Annotated in this window: 18 protein-coding genes; 11 read left to right on the top strand and 7 right to left on the bottom strand. The window is 62.4% G+C overall.

The features are described from left to right. Positions 1-110: 110 nt before the first annotated feature. The 3 genes from kdpC to D8U61_RS25665 all read left to right on the top strand — a co-directional run bounded on the left by kdpC (position 111) and on the right by D8U61_RS25665 (position 4,196). On the top strand, positions 111-656 hold the full coding sequence (gene kdpC / locus D8U61_RS25675) for a potassium-transporting ATPase subunit KdpC (RefSeq protein ID WP_041478316.1): 546 nt from the start codon (positions 111-113) through the stop codon (positions 654-656). 144 nt (positions 657-800) lie between these two features. Continuing rightward, entirely contained in the window at positions 801-3,452 is a 2,652-nt protein-coding gene (locus D8U61_RS25670; protein WP_130927889.1) for a sensor histidine kinase KdpD, read from the top strand. Between the two features lie 48 nt (positions 3,453-3,500). Then, positions 3,501-4,196, top strand: coding sequence for a response regulator (locus tag D8U61_RS25665; RefSeq protein WP_016770895.1), 696 nt, complete (start codon positions 3,501-3,503; stop codon positions 4,194-4,196). A 109-nt stretch (positions 4,197-4,305) separates the two neighbouring features. Here the strand turns inward: D8U61_RS25665 and D8U61_RS25660 are convergent, their stop codons facing one another. Then, the gene (locus D8U61_RS25660; RefSeq protein WP_039759961.1) at positions 4,306-5,343 is read right to left on the bottom strand and encodes a patatin-like phospholipase family protein; all 1,038 of its coding nucleotides are present in this window, start codon (positions 5,341-5,343) and stop codon (positions 4,306-4,308) included. 214 nt (positions 5,344-5,557) lie between these two features. Here D8U61_RS25660 and D8U61_RS25655 point away from each other — a divergent pair, with 214 nt between their 5' ends. The 3 genes from D8U61_RS25655 (at position 5,558) to D8U61_RS25645 (ending at position 7,735) form a co-directional block, all read left to right on the top strand. Next, a complete protein-coding gene (locus D8U61_RS25655; RefSeq protein ID WP_016770894.1) occupies positions 5,558-5,836 on the top strand; it encodes a hypothetical protein in 279 nt (92 codons plus the stop codon). Positions 5,837-5,941: 105 nt separating this feature from the next. After that, positions 5,942-6,703, top strand: coding sequence for a CHAD domain-containing protein (locus tag D8U61_RS25650; RefSeq protein WP_130888503.1), 762 nt, complete (start codon positions 5,942-5,944; stop codon positions 6,701-6,703). Between the two features lie 237 nt (positions 6,704-6,940). Beyond that, positions 6,941-7,735, top strand: a complete 795-nt coding sequence (locus D8U61_RS25645; protein WP_073472411.1) for an acyl-CoA thioesterase domain-containing protein — start codon at positions 6,941-6,943, stop codon at positions 7,733-7,735. Position 7,736: 1 nt separating this feature from the next. On the opposite strand, the gene D8U61_RS25640 is transcribed toward D8U61_RS25645, so the two are convergent. From D8U61_RS25640 to D8U61_RS25630, 3 genes are all read right to left on the bottom strand, one after another. After that, on the bottom strand, positions 7,737-8,102 hold the full coding sequence (locus tag D8U61_RS25640; protein WP_130927888.1) for an Mpo1-like protein: 366 nt from the start codon (positions 8,100-8,102) through the stop codon (positions 7,737-7,739). Positions 8,103-8,304: 202 nt separating this feature from the next. Continuing rightward, entirely contained in the window at positions 8,305-9,786 is a 1,482-nt protein-coding gene (locus D8U61_RS25635) for a methyl-accepting chemotaxis protein (RefSeq protein ID WP_130927887.1), read from the bottom strand. Between the two features lie 193 nt (positions 9,787-9,979). Continuing rightward, on the bottom strand, positions 9,980-10,786 hold the full coding sequence (locus D8U61_RS25630) for a TatD family hydrolase (protein WP_130927886.1): 807 nt from the start codon (positions 10,784-10,786) through the stop codon (positions 9,980-9,982). Between the two features lie 234 nt (positions 10,787-11,020). Here D8U61_RS25630 and D8U61_RS25625 point away from each other — a divergent pair, with 234 nt between their 5' ends. The 3 genes from D8U61_RS25625 to D8U61_RS25615 all read left to right on the top strand — a co-directional run bounded on the left by D8U61_RS25625 (position 11,021) and on the right by D8U61_RS25615 (position 13,548). Then, the gene (locus D8U61_RS25625; RefSeq protein ID WP_016770888.1) at positions 11,021-12,442 is read left to right on the top strand and encodes a transglycosylase SLT domain-containing protein; all 1,422 of its coding nucleotides are present in this window, start codon (positions 11,021-11,023) and stop codon (positions 12,440-12,442) included. A gap of 113 nt (positions 12,443-12,555) precedes the next feature. Further along, positions 12,556-12,990, top strand: coding sequence for a DoxX family protein (locus tag D8U61_RS25620; RefSeq protein WP_016770887.1), 435 nt, complete (start codon positions 12,556-12,558; stop codon positions 12,988-12,990). A 249-nt stretch (positions 12,991-13,239) separates the two neighbouring features. Continuing rightward, on the top strand, positions 13,240-13,548 hold the full coding sequence (locus D8U61_RS25615) for a class I SAM-dependent methyltransferase (RefSeq protein WP_130927885.1): 309 nt from the start codon (positions 13,240-13,242) through the stop codon (positions 13,546-13,548). A 6-nt stretch (positions 13,549-13,554) separates the two neighbouring features. Here D8U61_RS25615 and greB read toward each other — a convergent pair whose 3' ends face one another. From greB to D8U61_RS25600, 3 genes are read right to left on the bottom strand one after another with little or no spacing between them, the layout of a single operon-like run. After that, positions 13,555-14,052 carry a transcription elongation factor GreB gene (gene greB / locus D8U61_RS25610; RefSeq protein ID WP_071173132.1) on the bottom strand — a complete coding sequence of 166 codons (498 nt, stop codon included), beginning with the start codon at positions 14,050-14,052 and terminating at the stop codon, positions 13,555-13,557. A 34-nt stretch (positions 14,053-14,086) separates the two neighbouring features. Then, positions 14,087-16,591: an ABC transporter permease gene (locus D8U61_RS25605; RefSeq protein WP_130927884.1), complete on the bottom strand. Its 2,505-nt coding sequence runs from the start codon at positions 16,589-16,591 to the stop codon at positions 14,087-14,089. Next, on the bottom strand, positions 16,591-17,274 hold the full coding sequence (locus D8U61_RS25600) for an ABC transporter ATP-binding protein (protein ID WP_076563730.1): 684 nt from the start codon (positions 17,272-17,274) through the stop codon (positions 16,591-16,593). The genes D8U61_RS25605 and D8U61_RS25600 overlap by 1 nt, the downstream gene beginning before the upstream one ends. Positions 17,275-17,284: 10 nt before the next feature. Here D8U61_RS25600 and D8U61_RS25595 point away from each other — a divergent pair, with 10 nt between their 5' ends. Further along, positions 17,285-17,890: an arylesterase gene (locus D8U61_RS25595; protein ID WP_168772679.1), complete on the top strand. Its 606-nt coding sequence runs from the start codon at positions 17,285-17,287 to the stop codon at positions 17,888-17,890. A gap of 57 nt (positions 17,891-17,947) precedes the next feature. Next, a complete protein-coding gene (locus D8U61_RS25590; protein WP_016770881.1) occupies positions 17,948-18,241 on the top strand; it encodes a hypothetical protein in 294 nt (97 codons plus the stop codon). Positions 18,242-18,327: the final 86 nt, after the last annotated feature.

Here is an 18,327-nt window from a genome sequence, read left to right as displayed (position 1 = left end):
GATCGGCTCCCTTTCCCCCTCGCCCCCTTGGGGGAGAGGGCTGGGGTGAGGGGGAAAAGATCTCCCTGACACCCGGCAAAAGTTTGTCCAACGAATTTGAGGATCTTGAAATGTCCACAATGATACGCCCGGCCCTGACCCTGTTGGCGCTGATGACCCTGATCACCGGCGTCGCCTATCCACTAGCGGTTACCGGCATCGCCCAAGTCGCTTTCCCGGCTCAGGCCAATGGCAGCCTGATCCACGACGCTGACGGCAAAGTCCGAGGCTCGGCGCTGATTGCTCAGGATTTCAGCGGCGACAACTGGTTCCACCCACGGCCGTCCGCCGGGGCTTTTGCCACCGTCGCCAGCGGCGCCAGCAACCTCGCGCCGAGCAATCCGGCCCTCGCGACCCGCGTAATCGAAGACGCGCAAAAACAACAAGTCGCTGGGCAGGGGCCGGTGCCATTGGCCTTGCTGACCACCTCCGCCAGCGGCCTCGATCCGCACTTGCCACCGGCGGCAATTGCCTATCAACTGGCGCGTGTCGCGGCGGCGCGCAACCTGCCGGTGTCGACCTTGCAGCAATTGCTCGATAAGCACATCGAACAACCGCTGGTGGGGCCGCCGGTGGTGAATGTGCTGGAGCTGAACCTGGCACTGCAAAACCTGTAATTCAGTTGATACCGATCGTTCCCTCGCTCTGCGTGGGAATGCATCAATAGACGCTCTGCGTCTGCTTTTATGGGACGCAGAGCGTCCCGGGCTGCATTCCCACGCAGAGCGTGGGAACGATCATCAGGAAGAGAGACATCAAGCATGAGCGACTCCGGCCGCGCCGACGCATTGTTAGCAGACCTGCCCCGCGATGGCCGTGGCCGGCTCAAGGTTTTCCTCGGCGCAGCCCCCGGGGTCGGCAAGACCTACGCCATGCTCCAGGCTGCCCACACGCAACTGCGCCAGGGCGTAAAGGTCCTGGCCGGTGTGGTCGAAACCCATGGCCGCGCCGAAACCGAAGCCTTGCTCGGTGGCCTGCCGCAGCAACCACTGGTGCGCAGCGAATACCGTGGCGTGCTGCTTGAAGAAATGGACCTCGACGGCATTCTCGCGGCCAAGCCGAAACTGGTGCTGGTCGATGAACTGGCTCACAGCAACGCCCCCGGCAGCCGTCACGCCAAGCGCTGGCAAGACATTCAGGAACTGCTCGCCGCCGGCATCGACGTGTTCACCACGGTCAACGTCCAGCACCTGGAAAGCCTCAACGATCAGGTGCGCGGCATCACTGGCGTGCAGGTGCGCGAAACCCTGCCGGACTGGGTCCTGCAGGAAGCCTTCGAGCTGCTGCTGATCGACCTGCCGCCGCGTGAATTGCTCGAGCGTCTGCGCGAAGGCAAGGTCTACGTGCCGGAACAGGCCCGCGCTGCGATCGATGCTTTTTTCACCCAGACCAATCTCACCGCACTGCGTGAACTGGCAATGCAGACCGCTGCCGCGCAGGTCGACAACGATCTGGCCCAAGGCTATCGCCAACTCGGCCAGGCCGCGCCGGCGGTGCGCGGGCGGTTGTTGGTCGGCATCGATGGCGATGCGCAGGCCGAGCGGCTGGTGCGTCACGCCAGCCGCGTCGCCCAGCGCCGGCATCTGCCGTGGAGTCTGGTGCACGTCGACAACGGCAGTGCCCGTGACGAGCAATCGCGGTTGCGCCTGCAAAGCGCCCAGCAACTGGCCGAACGCCTCGGTGGCGAAGTGGTGCTGTTGCGGGCCGGCGAAGTGGCGAAAACCCTGATTCAACACGCCGCCGAACGCCGTGCCAGTCTGTTGCTGGTCGGCCAGTCGCGGCCACGGTTGCGCCGTCGACTGTTCGGCGGTGGTCTGGCGGCGCGCCTGCTGCGTCAGGCGCACGGTCTGGAAATCAACGTGCTCGACAGTGATCACGAGCAGCACCAACCGCGCCCGCGCAATTCAGTTACGCTGGTGTGGTTCGACTATGCGCTGGCGCTGGTCGCGACGTTGTTGGCCACGGCCTTGGCTTGGGCGGTGTCGAGTGTGTTGCCGTTGCCGAACATCTCGCTGGTGTTTCTCGCGGCGGTGTTGCTGGTGGCGGTGCGCAGTAGCCTCGGCCCGGCGCTGGCCTGTGCGGCGTTGTCGTTTCTCACCTACGATTTTCTATTCATCCCGCCGAATTTCTCGTTCAGCATTCAGCGCGAAGAAGACGTGCTGACGCTGCTGTTCTTCCTGTTGATGGCGGCGCTCACCGGCAACCTTGCGGCGCGTCAGCGGCGGCAGTTGCAGGCTTTGCGCGATACCCAGGAAGAGACCAGCGAACTGCTCGACCTGTCGCGCAAACTCACCGCCGCGACGGATCGCCAAGCCGTGATCAGCGCTGCCGCGCAGCACCTCGAAGGCTGGAGCGATATGCAGTTGTGCTTGCTCAACCGCGACGGCCAGGGCGGCTGGAAAGTCGAAACCGGCGGGCCGCTGCAATTCACCGAGGCCGAACGCGCCGCCGCCGATTGGGCCTGGCAACACGATCAACCGGCGGGCAAGGGCACCGGTACCTTGCCGCTGGGGCGTTGGTGGTGGTGGCCGTTGTCGGTCGAGGACGGGCCGCTGGCGTTGCTCGGTGTTTGCGCCAAAGAAGGCCAGAGCTTGAGTGGTCAGCGCCGACGTTTGCTCACTGCGCTGAGCCAGCCGTTGGCGCAAGCCCTGGCCCGCGCGCAATTGGCCGATGACCTCGAAGCGGCGCGTCTGCACGGCGAAACCGAACAGTTGCGCAGCGCTTTGCTGGCCTCGGTGTCCCACGATTTGCGCACGCCGCTGACGGCCATGCGCGGCAGCATCGACAGCCTGTTGGCCCTCGGCGAAGCGATCCCGCTGGAGGATCGCCGCGAGCTTCTTGAAGGCACCCGCGATGAGGCCGAACGCCTCGACCGCTACATTCAGAACCTGCTCGACATGACCCGCCTCGGCCACGGCGCCTTGAAGCTGGCGCGGGACTGGGTATCGCCGGCCGATATCGTCGGCAGTTCGCTCAATCGCCTGCGCGCCGTGCTGGCGCCGCTGCAGGTCAGCACCGAAGTGCCGGCCGAGCTGCCGTTGCTCTATGTGCACGCGGCGTTGATCGAGCAGGCGCTGGTTAACGTGCTGGAAAACGCCGCGCGATTTTCGCCCAGCCACGGTCGCCTGCAACTGCGCGCCGGCGCCGATGAGCAGGAGATTTTCTTTTCGGTCAGCGATGAAGGCCCGGGGATCCCTGAAGACGACCGAGCGAAGATTTTCGACATGTTCTACACCGCCGCGCGCGGTGATCGCGGCGGGCAGGGCACGGGGTTGGGACTGGCGATCTGTCAGGGCATGGTCGGCGCCCACGGCGGGCGTATCTCCGTGGCTGACGGCATCGACGGGCGTGGCACCTGCATCACCTTGCATCTGCCGTTGCAGGCGCAACCGGGGATGGACGGTGAAGCTTGAAGTCGACTGCGCTACTCTCTTGCCAATCTATTGTGTTGATGTGAATTCATGAGCCAGACCGCGACCATTTTGGTCATCGACGACGAACCGCAGATCCGCAAATTCCTGCGCATCAGCCTCGCTTCACAAGGCTACAAAGTGCTCGAAGCCGGCACCGGCGCTGAAGGCCTGGCGCAAGCTGCGCTGAGCAAACCGGACCTGGTGGTGCTTGATCTCGGCCTGCCGGACATGGACGGTCAGCAGGTCCTGCGCGAACTGCGCGAGTGGGCGACCACGCCAGTGCTGGTGCTGTCGGTGCGCGCCAGTGAAGGGCAGAAGGTCGAAGCGCTGGATGGCGGCGCGAACGACTACGTGACCAAACCGTTCGGGATCCAGGAATTCCTCGCCCGGGTTCGCGCGTTGTTGCGCCAGGCACCGGCGGGGGAGGCGCAGCCGGCGGCGCTGAGTTTCGGCCCGTTGACCGTGGATCTGGCCTATCGGCGCGTGCTGCTCGACGGCGCCGAAGTCGCCCTGACCCGCAAGGAATATGCGGTGCTCGCGCAACTGGCGCGGCATCCGGGGCGGGTGATCACCCAGCAGCAATTGCTCAAGGATATCTGGGGGCCGACGCACACCGAGGACAGTCATTATCTGCGCATCGTGGTCGGGCATCTGCGGCAGAAACTGGCGGATGACCCGACCCGGCCACGGTTTATCGTGACTGAGGCGGGGGTTGGGTATCGGTTGTTGAGTGAAGCTGGCTGAGCTGACGCTTTCGCGAGCAGGCTCGCTCCCACAGGGGAATGCATTTCAAATGTGGGAGCGAGCCTGCTCGCGAAGAGGCCATCAAATATTCCGAAAAATCCGCATCAGATCAACCCTGCTCCTGCTCATACCGATCCAGCGTATCACTGGCAATCTCCCGCCCCAGCGCGATCAACTCCGGGGCCTTGTAGAACTCGAAAAACCGGCACACCCGCTTCGGCACGTTGATCAGGATATCCGGCGGATACCCGGCAATCTTGTACTGCGCCAGTGAGGTCTGCATCACCTCGAAACTCTGGTTGATCAGATCCAGCAACGACGCCGGCCCGACGTTATCGATGATGAACGAACCGGTGGCGGATTTCGGTGCGCCTTCGCGTTCCGGGGCGGCGGCCGGTTGCTGGCTTTCCGGTTCGACGCCCTCGAGCCACGGATTGATCTCCGCCGCCTCGGCGCGCAAGGCTTCCTGTTCCAGCTTCAACAATTGCTCGGCCTGTTTACGCCGGAATGGCAACTTCGAACCCATGGATTTGATCAGGCTGTCGAAGCGCGAACGAAACGCTGCAGGCCGCTCGATCACCGGCAATTTGTACTGGCGCTGATTGGTGGCGTTGAGGTTGACCGCGATGATCAGGTCGCAATGGCTCGACACCACCGGAACGATCGGCAACGGATTGAGAATGCCGCCGTCGACCAGCATGCGGTTGCCCTGCATCACCGGGGTAAACAGGCTGGGAATCGCCGCCGAGGCGCGCATGGCCTGATGCAGGCAGCCTTCCTGAAACCAGATTTCCTGCTGGTTGGTCAGGTCGGCGGCGACGGCGGTGTAGGGGATGCGCAGGTCTTCGATGTTGATCTCGCCGACGATCTTGCGAATCTGCCCGAAGACCTTTTCACCGCGAATCGCGCCGAGACGGAAACTCACATCGACCAGGCGCAGCACGTCGAGGTAATCAAGGCTTTCGATCCAGCGCCGGTACTCATCCAGTTTGCCGGCGGCATAGATCCCGCCGACCACCGCGCCCATCGAACAACCGGCAATGCAGGCGATGTCGTAGCCGCGTTTTTCAATTTCTTCGATAACGCCGATATGGGCATAGCCCCGGGCGCCACCGGAGCCCAGCACCAGTGCGACACGCTTTTTCATCAAACTTCCTCCCGACAAGCCTGCACAATGCACGCATCGGCCAAGCGGCTCAATCGCCAAGGTCGTTGCGCGAAGCGGTGACGTCGTTTTTCGTTCGCGGCGCACGCTTGCGCGCTATGCTCTGCGCCACGTGGTTTGACCGGTCAGCGAGGCACTTTTTCGCCGCTTGACCGTCTTACCTGCACGACTGTTGACCTACCTTGAGGTGTGAGTGATGAAAGCCTGGATCTGTGTACCGTTGATGGCTCTGGTTCTGGCCGGTTGCGCCGGCAAAACCGCGTACCGCGACAGCTGCGGCAGCCAACTCGACGCGGCCTGGCACGAACTGGACCTGGCCAAGGCTGAAGGCTTCGCCGGCACCGTCAGCTATTCCAAAGCGCTGTCGCTGCTGACCGCCGCCAAGACCCAGCAACAATTCGAAGGCTTTGAAGGCTGCAGCAAGAAAGCCGAAAAAGCCCGCTTCTACATCCGCGAATCCCGCGCAGGACGTTAAAAAAGCAGCTGCAAGTTTCAAGCTGCAAGCGGCAAGCTCAAAGCGACCCCATTCAGCTTGAAGCTTGTAGCTAGAAGCTTGCAGCTGTCTACGGAGTAGACCCCCATGATCGATCGCTTGGTGGCTCATGTTTTGAGCCTGGATGTGCGGCTGCTGGCATGTCAGGCGCGCTTGACTGCGCGCACTGATCCCGAGGCGCTGCATGATTTGCGCACTACGGTGCGGCGCTTGCGCAGTCTGTTGCGGCCGTTGCGCGGCTTGCCGGGAGTCGAGCAACTGGAGGCGGCGGCTTCGGCAGTGGGTGATCTGACCACGCCGTGGCGTGATCGCGAAGTGTTGGCGGCGTATCTGCTCGAGCATGAACAACCCGAGGCTGCGCAGCGGCGTCTGGCGCAAATGGCCGAGGCGTATCCGGCGCTGGCGGCGAGTGCGGAACTGGCTTCGCTGCTGATGATTCTCGACGCCTTTCCACGATTCTTGCGCGCGTCGCAGCGTCAGGGTCTGCTCAAGGATCTGGATAAACGCATTGAAAAACGCTTGGGCAAACAATGGCAGAAGCTCGATGCGGCGCTGCACGATCCCGCCCATGACCGCCATCGTCTGCGCCTGCTGATCAAGCGCGTACGCTATGGCATCGAAGCCTATCCCGAGCTGGATCGCTTGCCGAAACCGGCTTACAAACGCCTGAAATCGGCGCAAGGCGCACTGGGCGATTGGCACGATTGCTGGCAATGGCTGGCCCGCGCCGAGCAGGAAGCCGATCTGCAACCGTGCGTGGCCACCTGGCAGGCCGGGTTGATCAAGGCAGAGCTGAAGGCCGATCAAGTGCTGGAGAAGCTCAGCGCGACGTGTTTCAAACACTCCTGAAGATGGCTCTGTTCCCCTGTGGGAGCGAGCCTGCTCGCGAAGGGGCCGTGTCAGTCGCAATCGTTGTCGACTGATCGACCGCTTTCGCGAGCAGGGCTCGCTCCCACAAGGTGATTTGTCGCTTGAAGGAATCGGGCCAAGGCCTATCTGTCAGCCCATTTGACCGGAATAGACGCTGCGCCGCCGCCCGGGGCTGGGTAAGATCCGCGCATTCCTTTCTCGTTTTCCGAGGTTGCCATGCGCTTTTGCGATCTGCTCGATGCTGTCCGCCAACAACCTGAAGTGACGATCCCCGCCGAATGGGGGCAGGGCCGCGCCAGTTTTGGCGGGCTGGTGGCCGCGCTGCAATTTGAAGCCATGCGCGCCAGGGTGCCGACGGAGCGCCCCGTGCGTTCGCTGGCGATTACCTTTGTCGGTCCGGTCGAGCCGGAGGTGCCGGTGAGTTTCGAAGTCGATGTGCTGCGTGAAGGCAAAGCCGTCAGCCAGGTGTTGGGCCGCGCCATGCAGAATGGTCAGGTGGTGACGATCATTCAGGGCAGCTTCGGTGCCTCGCGGCCTTCGGAAGTCGCCGTCGAAGCCTACCCGGCGCCAACGATGAAGCACTGGGACGAATGCCAGGAGCTGCCCTACATCAAAGGTGTGACCCCGGAATTCATGCGCCATCTGGCGATGCGCTGGAGCGTCGGCGGCATTCCGTTCTCCGGCACGGCCTCGCGCTTGATGGGCGGCTGGGTGCGGTTGCGTGGGGATGTCAAAGAGGAGCCGGTCAATGAGGCGCATCTGCTGGCGCTGGTGGATGCCTGGCCGCCGGCGCTGTTGCCGTATCTGAAGAAACCGGCGCCGGGTAGCACGCTGACCTGGACCATCGAATTCGTGCAGCCGTTACACGACTTGAGCACGCTGGACTGGTGCCAATACCTGGCCGACATCGAATACGCAGCCGACGGCTACGGCCATGTCGCCGCGAAGTTGTGGAGTGCGAAGGGAGAGTTGATTGCCATGAGTCGGCAGACCGTGACGATCTTCGCCTGACTCAATGCCGACGGTGACGCTCACGCCAGGCGCGCCACCAGCCACCGCTGAGAAAGAACCGCGGAAAGGTCAGAAACTGCTCGACCAGCAAACGTGACACGGCATCTTTGCGATCACTGAACGGCTCGGAGGCTTGCGCCTCCAGGCCGTGGCCGTGGCGCTGCAGACCCAGCGCCGCGACGATACCGATCACGCCGATGGCGACGTTGGCCAGACTCAGGCTGAACACCCCCGACACGATCAGCAAGAACGCCACGATGAACAACGGCACGGCAATCAAGTGCAGAACCAGATTGGTCGGATGCTGATGATTGCCCGGGTAAGCGCGCCATTGCCACGCGGGAAGGTTGGGGTGACGTTTGCCCATGTTTGCTACTCCTCGATCCATGTTGAACACATGCTTGAAGAATAGGCCCGGGCGCGGAGGGCGGCGAATCAAGGTTGGCTATTGAAGTGATAGCCGTCATCGCAGGATTCGATGTAGATGCCTCTGACGCCTTCGCGAGCAGGCTCGCTCCCACATTGATTCAATGGTGCATGTGGGAGCGAGCCTGCTCGCGAAAGCGGACTCACAATTTCAACTGACCTATCGCCTTGTTCAGCTCCCCGGCCAACGTCGCCAGCTCGTTACTGGTCGTCGCCGAATCCACCGTCTGCTGCACGGTATTTTCAGTCACGTCACGAATACTCACCACCGCCCGGTTCATCTCCTCGGCAACCTGACTCTGCTGTTCCGCCGCCACGGCAATCTGCGTGTTGCTTTCGCGCATCTGCGCCACCGCTCCGGTGATTTCCGCCAGCGCCGCGCCAGCCTCCTGCGCCTGCTGCACGCAGTCGTCGGCCTTGTACGAACTCTCCTGCATGAAATCCACCGCATCGCGGGTGCCAGCCTGCAACGCGGCGATCATGCCGGTGATCTCGTCGGTGGACGCCTGCACGCGCTTGGCGAGGTTGCGCACTTCATCGGCGACCACGGCAAAGCCGCGCCCCATCTCCCCGGCGCGGGCCGCTTCGATCGCCGCATTCAGCGCGAGCAGATTGGTCTGTTCAGCAATGCTGTGAATCACGCTGACCACGCCGTTGATCTTCTGGCTGTCCTCGGCCAGGCGTTGAATCATTTCTGCCGTCTGCTGCACGCCGTTGGATAACCCGGCAATCGACTGCTGCACCCGCGCCACCACCTGCTGACCGCTGCCGGCGAGGCCATCGGCGGTTTTCGATAGATCGCGGGTGGCGCCGGCGTGTTGCGCGATGTGATAAACGGTGGCGGTCATTTCGTTGATCGCGGTGGCAGCCTGGTCGGTTTCGCTCTGCTGGCCGAGCATGCCGTGACGCACATCATTCATGCTCGAGGCCAGCCGCGCAGCGCCGTCATCCAGTTGTCGCGCGGTGCTGGCAACGGTGGTTACGACGCGTTGATAACCGGCCTGCATGGCGTTGAAGGCATTGGCCATCTGCCCGACTTCGTCCTTGCCTGCCAGCGGCACGCGAGCGGAGAGGTCGCCGGTTTTTTCAACATGCAACATCACGTCTTTCAACGTGTTGAGCTGGCTGAGCAGAAAGCGGATCAGCAGTTGCGAAGCGCCGAGCATTGCCAGCATCAAGACGAAGACCGCCAGCGCATAGTTGGCGAAACGCTCGCTAAACACCTGGCTCAAGCTCGGGGCATAGGCGATGACCGCCACTTGCTCACCGTCGGCACGGCTGAACACTTCGGCGCCCATCAACGGGTCGTCACCGAACAGCGGCATTTCATTGATGGCGTTCCAGCCGTTGCTGCCGCTGATTTCCAGCAACGGTTGATCATTGAGACGCGGCGCTTCACCGCGCTTGAAGGTCAGCACCTGGGCGGATTTGGGCAAAGCTTGCCCGGTCGGCCAGGCCTTGAGCAACTGCGCCTGCGCCTGCGCGGACACCTGCGCGGCATGGCTGCGGGCCTGTTGTTCGAGGTGCACGGCGTACAGTACGAGCAGCAGGGTGGTGACAAAGGCGACCGCGTTGACCGCCCAGAATTTGTATTTCAGCGAGATATTGCTAAGCCAGGCACCCATGGAGGTCTTCTCTGATAGCGGAAACAGTTTTGGCAAGGTGCCATTATTGTGCCGCTATGCAGATTCGGGAGTTTTGATATGAATCAACAGATGCCGAGATCTATTGTGGGAGCGAGCCTGCTCGCGAAAGCGCTGCGTCATTCAGCGCATTTGTAGCTGATCCACCGCCTTCGCGAGCAGGGGACGTGTGCAGTCAGGGGAGAATGGGGAGGTTAAAAAACGCCCGGGCACACGCAGTGGTATGTGCGGCCAGCGCTTCCTCGGTCTCGCCGCGATGCAACGCAACCTCGCGCAGCACTTCGCTCAGATACGCCGGTTCGTTGCGGCCGTTTTTCGGCTTCGGCCGCAACGTGCGCGGCAGCAGATATGGCGCGTCGCTTTCCAGCATCAGCCGTCCCGCTTTGATCTCTTTGACCAGCGGATGCAGATGCGTGCCCCGGCGCTCGTCGCAGATCCAGCCGGTGATGCCGATGTGCAGATCCAGATCGAGGTAGCTGAACAAGGCCTTTTGCTCGCCAGTGAAGCAGTGCACCACCGCCGCCGGCAGTTGATCGCGGAAGTCCTTGAGGATCTCCAGCAGGCGCTGACTGGCATCGCGCTCGTGCAGGAACACCGGCAATTGCAGCTCGACGGCCAGCGCCAGATGTTCTTCAAGGACCTTTTCCTGTTGCGGGCGCGGGGAGAAGTCGCGGTTGAAATCCAGCCCGCATTCGCCCACCGCGACGACACTGGATTCGTTCAACAGACTGCGCAGGCGACGCGCACTGTCAGCGTTCCAGTCGCTGGCGGAATGCGGGTGGATGCCGGCGGTGGCGAACAGCCGTTGGCCACTTTCATCCAGTTGCTGGCACAGTTCCAGCGCCTGCTCGCTGCCCTCGACGCTGGTGCCAGTCAGCACCAGTTGGCAGACGCCGGCGGCGTAGGCGCGGTCGAGCACGGCCTGGTGTTTGTCGGCGAAACTGGGGTTGGTCAGGTTGACGCCGATATCGATGAGTTGCATGGTGCTACCTCGGGCCGAAGGCCGGAAAGCATATCAGAGCTGTAGATTTATAAGAAAAGCCAAGAACTACAAAGACTTATGGCTGTCTGTTGAGGCCGCGAAGAACTCCGGGGTGGCGACGATGCCATCACTGTGCCAGTCTCTCGCACTTTACCAGCGCTCAGAGCGCTCTGTTTTCGTCGGTGATGTCGTCTTTTTTGCGACGAATCGCCCCGTATTCTTTTCGGAGAGTGGATGCATCGTCCCTCGGTTCTGCTGCTGTTGTGTGCTGCGTTGCTGCTGCCGATGACGGCGGTCGCGCGCCTGCCCGGGCCGCTGCAAGCCGTGCCGGCGAGCAAGGTTCGCGACCTCTCGGACATTCGCAGCAGCCGCGTGTTGCGAGTGTTGGTCAATCAGAGCCGCAACAGCTCCGGCGAAGTCCAGGGCCAAGCCATCGGTGTCGAGTACCACCGATTGCGCGCGTTCGAGCAATACCTCAATGGCCATGCTCGTGACGGCCAGGAAGTCACCCTCAAGATCATTCCCAAAGCCAAGGATCAATTGCTCGGCGCCTTGCAGCGCGGCGAAGGCGACATGGTCGCGCCCGGTGAATTGCTCGATCTGCCATCAGGCTATGCAGTGGCCAGCAGTGAGCCGATTGCCAGCAACGTGCCGCTGGTGCTGGTCGGCATCAAGGGCCAGCGCCGTTACACCAAGGTCGAGCAACTGTCCGGCAAAACCCTGGCGCTGCCCACCGGTAGTGCGGCGGGGGAGGTGGTCAGTCAGCTCAACCAGAAACTGGCGCTGCACAAACTCGCGCCGATCAATATCGAGTGGGTCGATCCGACGCTGGCGGTCGAAGATGTGCTGGAGATGGTCCAGGGCGGGATTTTCCACCTGACCATTGTCGAGCAACCGATTGCCGAGCGTTGGGGCAAGATCCTGCCGAAGCTGCGTCTCGATCGGCAACTGAGCCTCGGCGAGCCGGGCGAGGAGCATTGGTTCGTGCGTCGCGATGCATCGATGTTGCGCGCGAGCATCGATCGCTTCCTCACCGGTTACAAGAAACCGTCGGACGAAGACGCGGCGTTTCTGCGCATCTATCGACGCCTGTATCAGGTGCACAATCCGCTGGCCAAGGCCGATCGCCAGCGTCTGGAAAAACTCCGTCCGACCCTGCAGAAGCATGCCGACGCGCAAAACATGGACTGGCTCAATCTGGCGGCGCTGGCGTTCAAGGAATCGCGTCTGCAGCCCAACGCTCGCAGCGGCAGCGGCCCGACCGGGCTGATGCAGATCACTCCGTCCGCCGCGCAGCGGGTCGGCGTGAGCAATATCCAGAATCTCGATGCGAATGTGCAGGCCGGCGCCAAGTACCTGGCGATGATCCGCCGCAAGTTCTTCAGCAGCCCGAAACTCAACGAGCGTGAGCGCATGGCCTTCACCCTCGCCGCGTACAACATCGGCCCCGAGCGCGTGCAGGGCATGCGCGCCGAAGCCCGCCGTCGTGGCCTCAATCCCAACCAGTGGTTCTTCCAGGTCGAGCGCATCGCCATGGAGCAGGTAGGGATGGGCGCCGTCAGCTATGTTAATAGCGTGAACAAGTATTACCTGGCATTCGACCGGGAGCGTGAGTCGCTCGAGCCCCGGCAGCAGAAAGTGGTCACACGGAAATAATCTAACAATTCGATTGTTATGGCAAAATTTTTGCGCTTTAAACATGAAATAAACTGATTAATATAGCGACCAACCCAAACACACAAACACTTCTGCACAACAAGGAATGCACCATGAGCTCTCTGATCAACAAGGTTCTGTTCACCCGCGCCGGTTACGGCCTGACTGTCCTGCGCATTGCTGTCGGCGTGATCTTCGCCGCCCACGGTTCGCAGAAACTCTTTGGTCTGTTCGGTGGTTACGGCCTGGCCGGCACCGCGCAATGGATGGAAAGCATCGGCCTGACCCCCGGCTATCTGATGGCCTCGCTGGCCGGCGGTACCGAGTTCTTCGCCGGTCTGGCGCTGATCATCGGCCTGCTGGCACGCCCGGCGGCACTCGGTCTGGCGTTCCTCTCGCTGGTGGCAATCTTCTCGGTGCACATCGGCAACGGTCTGTTCATGGCCAACAACGGTTATGAGTTTGCTCTGGCTCTGCTGGCCGGCAGCATCGCGGTACTGATCGAAGGTGCCGGCAAGCTCTCGGCGGATCGCGCCATCGCCGGTTGAAGGCTCTGGCTCAAGGCAAAGGCCCGCATTGTGCGGGCCTTTTTTTGTTGCGGGGGATTCTTGACACTGGTTGGTCACGTTCTCTAGGATGTTGCCCATGCGCCGATTTAAACAGCTACTTGCGGGGCGCCAGGTGACTTCTACAGTTACCGTCAGAAGCCGGAACAGGGCTTCGAAATACCGCTAAAGCGCTGGTTCGGTGTTGCCTCTCACCTGCCATGCAGACTTTTGAGGCAGAGACACGACACGATGAACGCACTACGCCCTCCAGCACGTCCCGCGCCGATCACGGCACATGTCACCCAGCGCAACCCGAAAATCCTTCTTGGCGGCAAACACCAGCCGACGCTGTTGCGTTATCTCGATGGCTGGCCACGTCGCAGCAGCGGTCCTGCCGCGTTCCTGATCCAGTTTGTCGTCGACGGCGAGTCGCTGGCGCGTTTCGCTACGGACGGCTTCGATCTGGCGGTGATTCAGGCGCCGAGCGCAGAAGATGCGCCGGAGATGATCAAGCAACTGACCCGCGTTGCACGGCAGGGTCTGATCACTCGGCGCTGATTGGTCTTACGGATATTCAATCGCAACGATGTAAACGAACTGCTCGCCGGTCGGCGTCTGCACCCGCACTTCCGCGTCCAGTGCCTTGCCGATCAGCGCGCGGGCCAGCGGCGAGTCGATGCTGATCAAACCCTGTTTGAGGTCCAGTTCATCGGGGCCGACGATGCGGTAGCGCGACTGCTTGCCGTCCTCGTCTTCGATGGTTACCCAGGCGCCGAAATAGACCTTGTTCGGGTCGCTGGGTTTTTCGCTGACCACCTTGAGCGCTTCCAGGCGTTTGGTGAGAAAACGCACGCGACTGTCGATTTCCCGCAGCATCTTCTTGCCGTAGGTGTACTCGGCGTTTTCCGAACGATCGCCCTGCGCCGCCGCTTCACTCACCGCCTGGGTGACCTGGGGGCGACGCACATGCCACAACTCATGGAATTCGGCGCGCATCCGCGCTTCACCCTCGGGGGTGATCAGCGCGGTGCCAGCGGTGCGGGGAGGGCGATAACGGCTCATGGCGACTTCTTGTGATTAAGACTGCGTGAGTCTATCAACCCTCGCGCAACACTGTCAGCGGGCTGGCGTTCAGCGCCCGACGCGTGCCGAACACACCGGCGCCACCAATCAGCGCGGCGCCAATCAGCGGCAGCACCAGCAGCCATGGATGCGGATGCCATGGCAGATCGAAGGCGAAGCGGTACAGCACCAGACTGACCACCTCCGAACCGATCGCCGCGAGCAGACCGCTGACCGCACCCAACAAACCGAACTCGATACGCCGCGCCTTGATCAGCAACTGCCGCTCGGCGCCCAGCGCGCGCAACAGCGCACCCTGACGGATGCGTTCATCCAGCGTCGCTTGCAGGCCGGAGAACAGCACCGCCATCCCCGCAGCCAGAACAAACAACAACACATATTCCACCGCCAGGGTGACCTGAGCGAGGATGCTGCGCAGCTGTTCGAGCAATGCTTCGACCTGCAGGATGGTCACCGCCGGGAAGGTCCGCGACAGCTCGACGATCTGCTGATCATGCCCCGGAGCCAGGTAGAAACTGGTCAGGTAGGTCGCCGGCAGATCCTTCAGGGTGCCGGGCTGAAAGATCATGAAGAAGTTCGGCTGGAAGTTGTCCCAGTTGATCTCGCGCAGGCTGGTGACCTTCGCTTCGCGATTGACCCCGCCGACGCTGAACACCATGTGATCGCCGAGTTTGAGTTTCAGGCTTTCGGCCACCTTGCCTTCCACCGAAACCCCCGGCACGTCGTCGGACGGCTGACCGCTCCACCACGAGCCGGCGGTGAGCTTGTTGCCGGCCGGCAGCTCCGCCGCCCAGGTCAGGCTCAGGTCACGCTGAATGGCGCGGTCACCGGCGGAGTCCTTGCTGACGATCTGTTGTACCGCTTCGCCATTGATGCTGATCAACCGACCCGGCACCACCGGATACAAAGGCGCCGCTTGCGCGGACACCTTGATCAGATGATCGGCGAAGGCCTGCTTGTCAGCCGGGAGGATGTTCAGCGCGAAATAGTTCGGCGCGTTTTTCGGTAGCTGGTTTTGCCAGGTGTCGAGCAGTTCGCCGCGCAGCAGTGCGATCAGCGCCATCGACAACAGGATCAGACCGAACGCCAGCGACTGCCCGGCCGCCGCCAATGGATGCCGCAACAACTGGCCAAGGCCCAGACGCCATGGCAACGAGGCGCGGGCCAGCATCCGGCGCAGGCTTTGCAGCAGCAACAACAGCAGGCCGCCCAGCACCAGCGCGGCGACCACGCCACCGCCGAGCAGGGCGAAGGTCAGCAGCAGGTCGAGGCTCAGACGCCACATGATCAGGCCCAGCGCACCTAGCGCCGCGCCATAGACCATCCACGTACTTGAAGGGATCGGCAGCATGTCGCGGCGCAATACCCGCAGCGGCGGCACGCGACCCAGTGCAGCCAAAGGCGGCAAGGCAAAACCAGCCAGCGCCACCAGCCCGGTGCCAATCCCGGCCATCGCCGGAAACAGGCCACCCGGCGGCACGTCACTTGGCAGCAAATCATGCAGCAGGGCGAACAGCCCCAGTTGCGCCAGCCAGCCGAGCAGGGCGCCACTGATGGCGGCAATCAGGCCGAGCACCGTCAGTTGCAGGCTGAACAGCACCATGGTTTCTCGGCGCGACAAGCCGAGGCAGCGCAGCAAGGCACTGGCGTCGAAACGCCGACTGGCGAAACGGTTGGCTGACAGCGCCACGGCTACGCCAGCCAGCAATACCGCAACCAGACTGGCCATGTTCAGGTAGCGCTCGGCCTTGCCCAGCGCGCCGCCAATTTGTCGGTTGCCGTCACGGGCATCCTGGATTCGCTGGTTTGCAGCGAGGCCCGGTTTGATCAGCTCGCGATAAGTTTCCAGCGCCTGCGGTTCGCCGCGCCACAGTTCGCGATAACTCACCCGGCTGCCCGGTTGCACCACGCCGGTGGCGGCGAGGTCGTCAAGATTGATCAGCACCCGTGGCGTCAGGCTGTAGAAGTTGCCAGCGCGATCCGGCTCGTAGGTCAGCACGCGGGTCAGCTTGAGCGTCTTCATGCCGACGTCAATGCTGTCGCCGATCTTCAGATCCAGCGCGGTCAACAGGCGCGCCTCGACCCAGGCTTCACCGGGTTGCGGTTCGCCGCCGACTTCTTCCTGGGCAAAAGGTGCGGGCGCGCTCTTCAGCTCGCCACGCAATGGATAGGCACGGTCGACGGCTTTGATGCTGGATAACTGAATGCCGTTGTCGGTGGCAATGACGCTGGAGAACTCCACCACTTGCGCATGATTCAGGCGCAGTTCGGTGCCGCTGCGGATTTGCTCCTCGCGGGCCGGCGAGCTGCCTTCAAGGACCAGATCGGCACCGAGAAACTCGGTAGCGCGCAGCATCATCGCGCCATTGAGGCGGGCGCCGAAATAGCCGATAGCGGTGCTCGCCGCGACGGCCACCACCAGCGCAAAGAACAACACGCGCAACTCTCCGGCGCGGGCATCGCGCATGAGCTGGCGCAGGGCAAGACTGAACAGACGCAACAGCGGCAGACGTGCCATCAAGGCTCCAGAGGGGCGACCAGCAGCCCGGCTTCAAGACGGATCAGGCGCCGGCAGCGATGGGCCAGGCGTTCGTCGTGGGTCACCAGCACCAGGGTGGTGCCGCGTTCCTTGTTCAATTCGAACAGCAAGTCGCTGATGCGCTCGCCGGTGTGGCTGTCGAGGTTGCCGGTCGGCTCGTCGGCGAACAGCACGTCCGGTTCGGCGGCGAAGGCGCGGGCGATGGCCACGCGCTGCTGTTCACCACCGGAGAGCTGGCGCGGCGAGTGGGTCAGGCGCTGGCCAAGGCCGACGCGCTGAAGCAATTGCGTGGCGCGCTCGCGGGCATCTTTGCGGCCATCGAGCTCTAGCGGCAGCATGACGTTTTCCAGCGCATTGAGGCTGTCGAGCAACTGGAACGACTGGAAGACAAACCCGACATGCTCGGCGCGGATTCGTGCGCGCTGGTCTTCGTCGAGATTGCTCAGATCCTGGCCGGCGAGGGTGACTTCGCCGCTGCTCGGCAGGTCGAGACCGGCGAGCAGGCCGAGGAGGGTGGATTTGCCGGAACCGGACGCGCCGACGATGGCCAGGCTGTCGCCCTTGTTCAGTTCCAGGCTGAGTTCGTGCAGGATAGTCAGTTCACCTTCCGCGCTAGGGACCACTTTGCTGAGGTTCTTCGCGGTGAGAATGCTTGCGCCCATGGAGAATCCGATGCGTGTATGGTTTTTGAGTGCTGGCCTGGCCTTGATGTGCATGGCCCAGAACGCAGCGGCGGGTACTGTCCTGATCGTTGGCGATAGTATCAGCGCCGGTTTCGGCCTGGATACCCGTCTGGGGTGGGTGTCGCTGCTCGAGCAGCGGCTCAAACAGGAGGGTTTCGACGATAAAGTGGTCAACGCCTCGATCAGTGGCGACACCAGTGCCGGAGGCCAGGCGCGGCTGCCGGCGCTGCTTGCAGAGCATAAGCCGGAGTTGGTGATCCTCGAGCTGGGTGGCAATGACGGCCTGCGCGGGATGCCGCCAGCGCAATTGCAACGAAATCTTTCCTCGATGATCGACAGCTCGCGGCAGAGCGGCGCGAAAGTGCTGCTGCTCGGCATGCAGTTGCCACCCAATTATGGCAAGCGCTACACCGATTCGTTCGCCGAGGTTTACGGCAAGCTCGCCGAAGAGAAAAACATCCCGTTGGTGCCGTTTTTTCTCGAAGGTGTCGGTGGTCATCCGGACCTGATGCAGGCCGACGGTCTGCACCCGGCGGCCGGGGCTCAGAGCAAGTTGCTGGAAAATGTCTGGCCGACGCTAAAACCGCTCTTATGAGGCTTTTCTAGTGGCAGGCTTTCGGCTAATGTGGCGCCCCCTAATTTGGAGCCCCCGATGCCGCGTCCTGCCTGGTCCCTGTTTGCCTACCAACTGATCGAGCCTGACGAGCAGCTGGATCTGTTCGCCTGCCAGGAAGTGCGGGTGCATCTGGTGACGCGGCAGCTGGAACTCGGTGGCTCGGCCGATCGCACGCTGTGCGGCACTCTGCTGCCGGCGCAACCGCGCTGGTCGAATGTTGATCGCCGGGTGTTCCAGGATCAGCGTCTGTGCTCGCTGTGCCGGGCGATTCTTGAATCGCAGAAGCGCGGCACCTCGCCGATCTGGCCTGAGCTGCGATTCGAACTTTAAGATCAAAAGATCGCAGCCTCGTTGCACTCGTCAGCTCCTTGTATGTTCCCCACACACCAGCATGAATGAGATCTAAGCTCGCTGGT

The organism is Pseudomonas sp. Sample_14, from assembly GCF_004307515.1.
Classification (GTDB): Bacteria; Pseudomonadota; Gammaproteobacteria; order Pseudomonadales; family Pseudomonadaceae; genus Aquipseudomonas; species Aquipseudomonas atacamensis.
This window is presented reverse-complemented; position numbering and strand designations above follow the sequence as displayed.

Bases quoted from the DNA above. Each gene is read 5' to 3' on its own strand.
- kdpC (WP_041478316.1), top strand. From the start codon at position 111: ATGTCCACAATGATACGCCCGGCCCTGACCCTGTTGGCGCTGATGACC.
- D8U61_RS25670 (WP_130927889.1), top strand. From the start codon at position 801: ATGAGCGACTCCGGCCGCGCCGACGCATTGTTAGCAGACCTGCCCCGC.
- D8U61_RS25665 (WP_016770895.1), top strand. From the start codon at position 3,501: ATGAGCCAGACCGCGACCATTTTGGTCATCGACGACGAACCGCAGATC.
- D8U61_RS25660 (WP_039759961.1), bottom strand. From the start codon at position 5,343: ATGAAAAAGCGTGTCGCACTGGTGCTGGGCTCCGGTGGCGCCCGGGGC.
- D8U61_RS25655 (WP_016770894.1), top strand. From the start codon at position 5,558: ATGAAAGCCTGGATCTGTGTACCGTTGATGGCTCTGGTTCTGGCCGGT.
- D8U61_RS25650 (WP_130888503.1), top strand. From the start codon at position 5,942: ATGATCGATCGCTTGGTGGCTCATGTTTTGAGCCTGGATGTGCGGCTG.
- D8U61_RS25645 (WP_073472411.1), top strand. From the start codon at position 6,941: ATGCGCTTTTGCGATCTGCTCGATGCTGTCCGCCAACAACCTGAAGTG.
- D8U61_RS25640 (WP_130927888.1), bottom strand. From the start codon at position 8,102: ATGGGCAAACGTCACCCCAACCTTCCCGCGTGGCAATGGCGCGCTTAC.
- D8U61_RS25635 (WP_130927887.1), bottom strand. From the start codon at position 9,786: ATGGGTGCCTGGCTTAGCAATATCTCGCTGAAATACAAATTCTGGGCG.
- D8U61_RS25630 (WP_130927886.1), bottom strand. From the start codon at position 10,786: ATGCAACTCATCGATATCGGCGTCAACCTGACCAACCCCAGTTTCGCC.
- D8U61_RS25625 (WP_016770888.1), top strand. From the start codon at position 11,021: ATGCATCGTCCCTCGGTTCTGCTGCTGTTGTGTGCTGCGTTGCTGCTG.
- D8U61_RS25620 (WP_016770887.1), top strand. From the start codon at position 12,556: ATGAGCTCTCTGATCAACAAGGTTCTGTTCACCCGCGCCGGTTACGGC.
- D8U61_RS25615 (WP_130927885.1), top strand. From the start codon at position 13,240: ATGAACGCACTACGCCCTCCAGCACGTCCCGCGCCGATCACGGCACAT.
- greB (WP_071173132.1), bottom strand. From the start codon at position 14,052: ATGAGCCGTTATCGCCCTCCCCGCACCGCTGGCACCGCGCTGATCACC.
- D8U61_RS25605 (WP_130927884.1), bottom strand. From the start codon at position 16,591: ATGGCACGTCTGCCGCTGTTGCGTCTGTTCAGTCTTGCCCTGCGCCAG.
- D8U61_RS25600 (WP_076563730.1), bottom strand. From the start codon at position 17,274: ATGGGCGCAAGCATTCTCACCGCGAAGAACCTCAGCAAAGTGGTCCCT.
- D8U61_RS25595 (WP_168772679.1), top strand. From the start codon at position 17,285: ATGCGTGTATGGTTTTTGAGTGCTGGCCTGGCCTTGATGTGCATGGCC.
- D8U61_RS25590 (WP_016770881.1), top strand. From the start codon at position 17,948: ATGCCGCGTCCTGCCTGGTCCCTGTTTGCCTACCAACTGATCGAGCCT.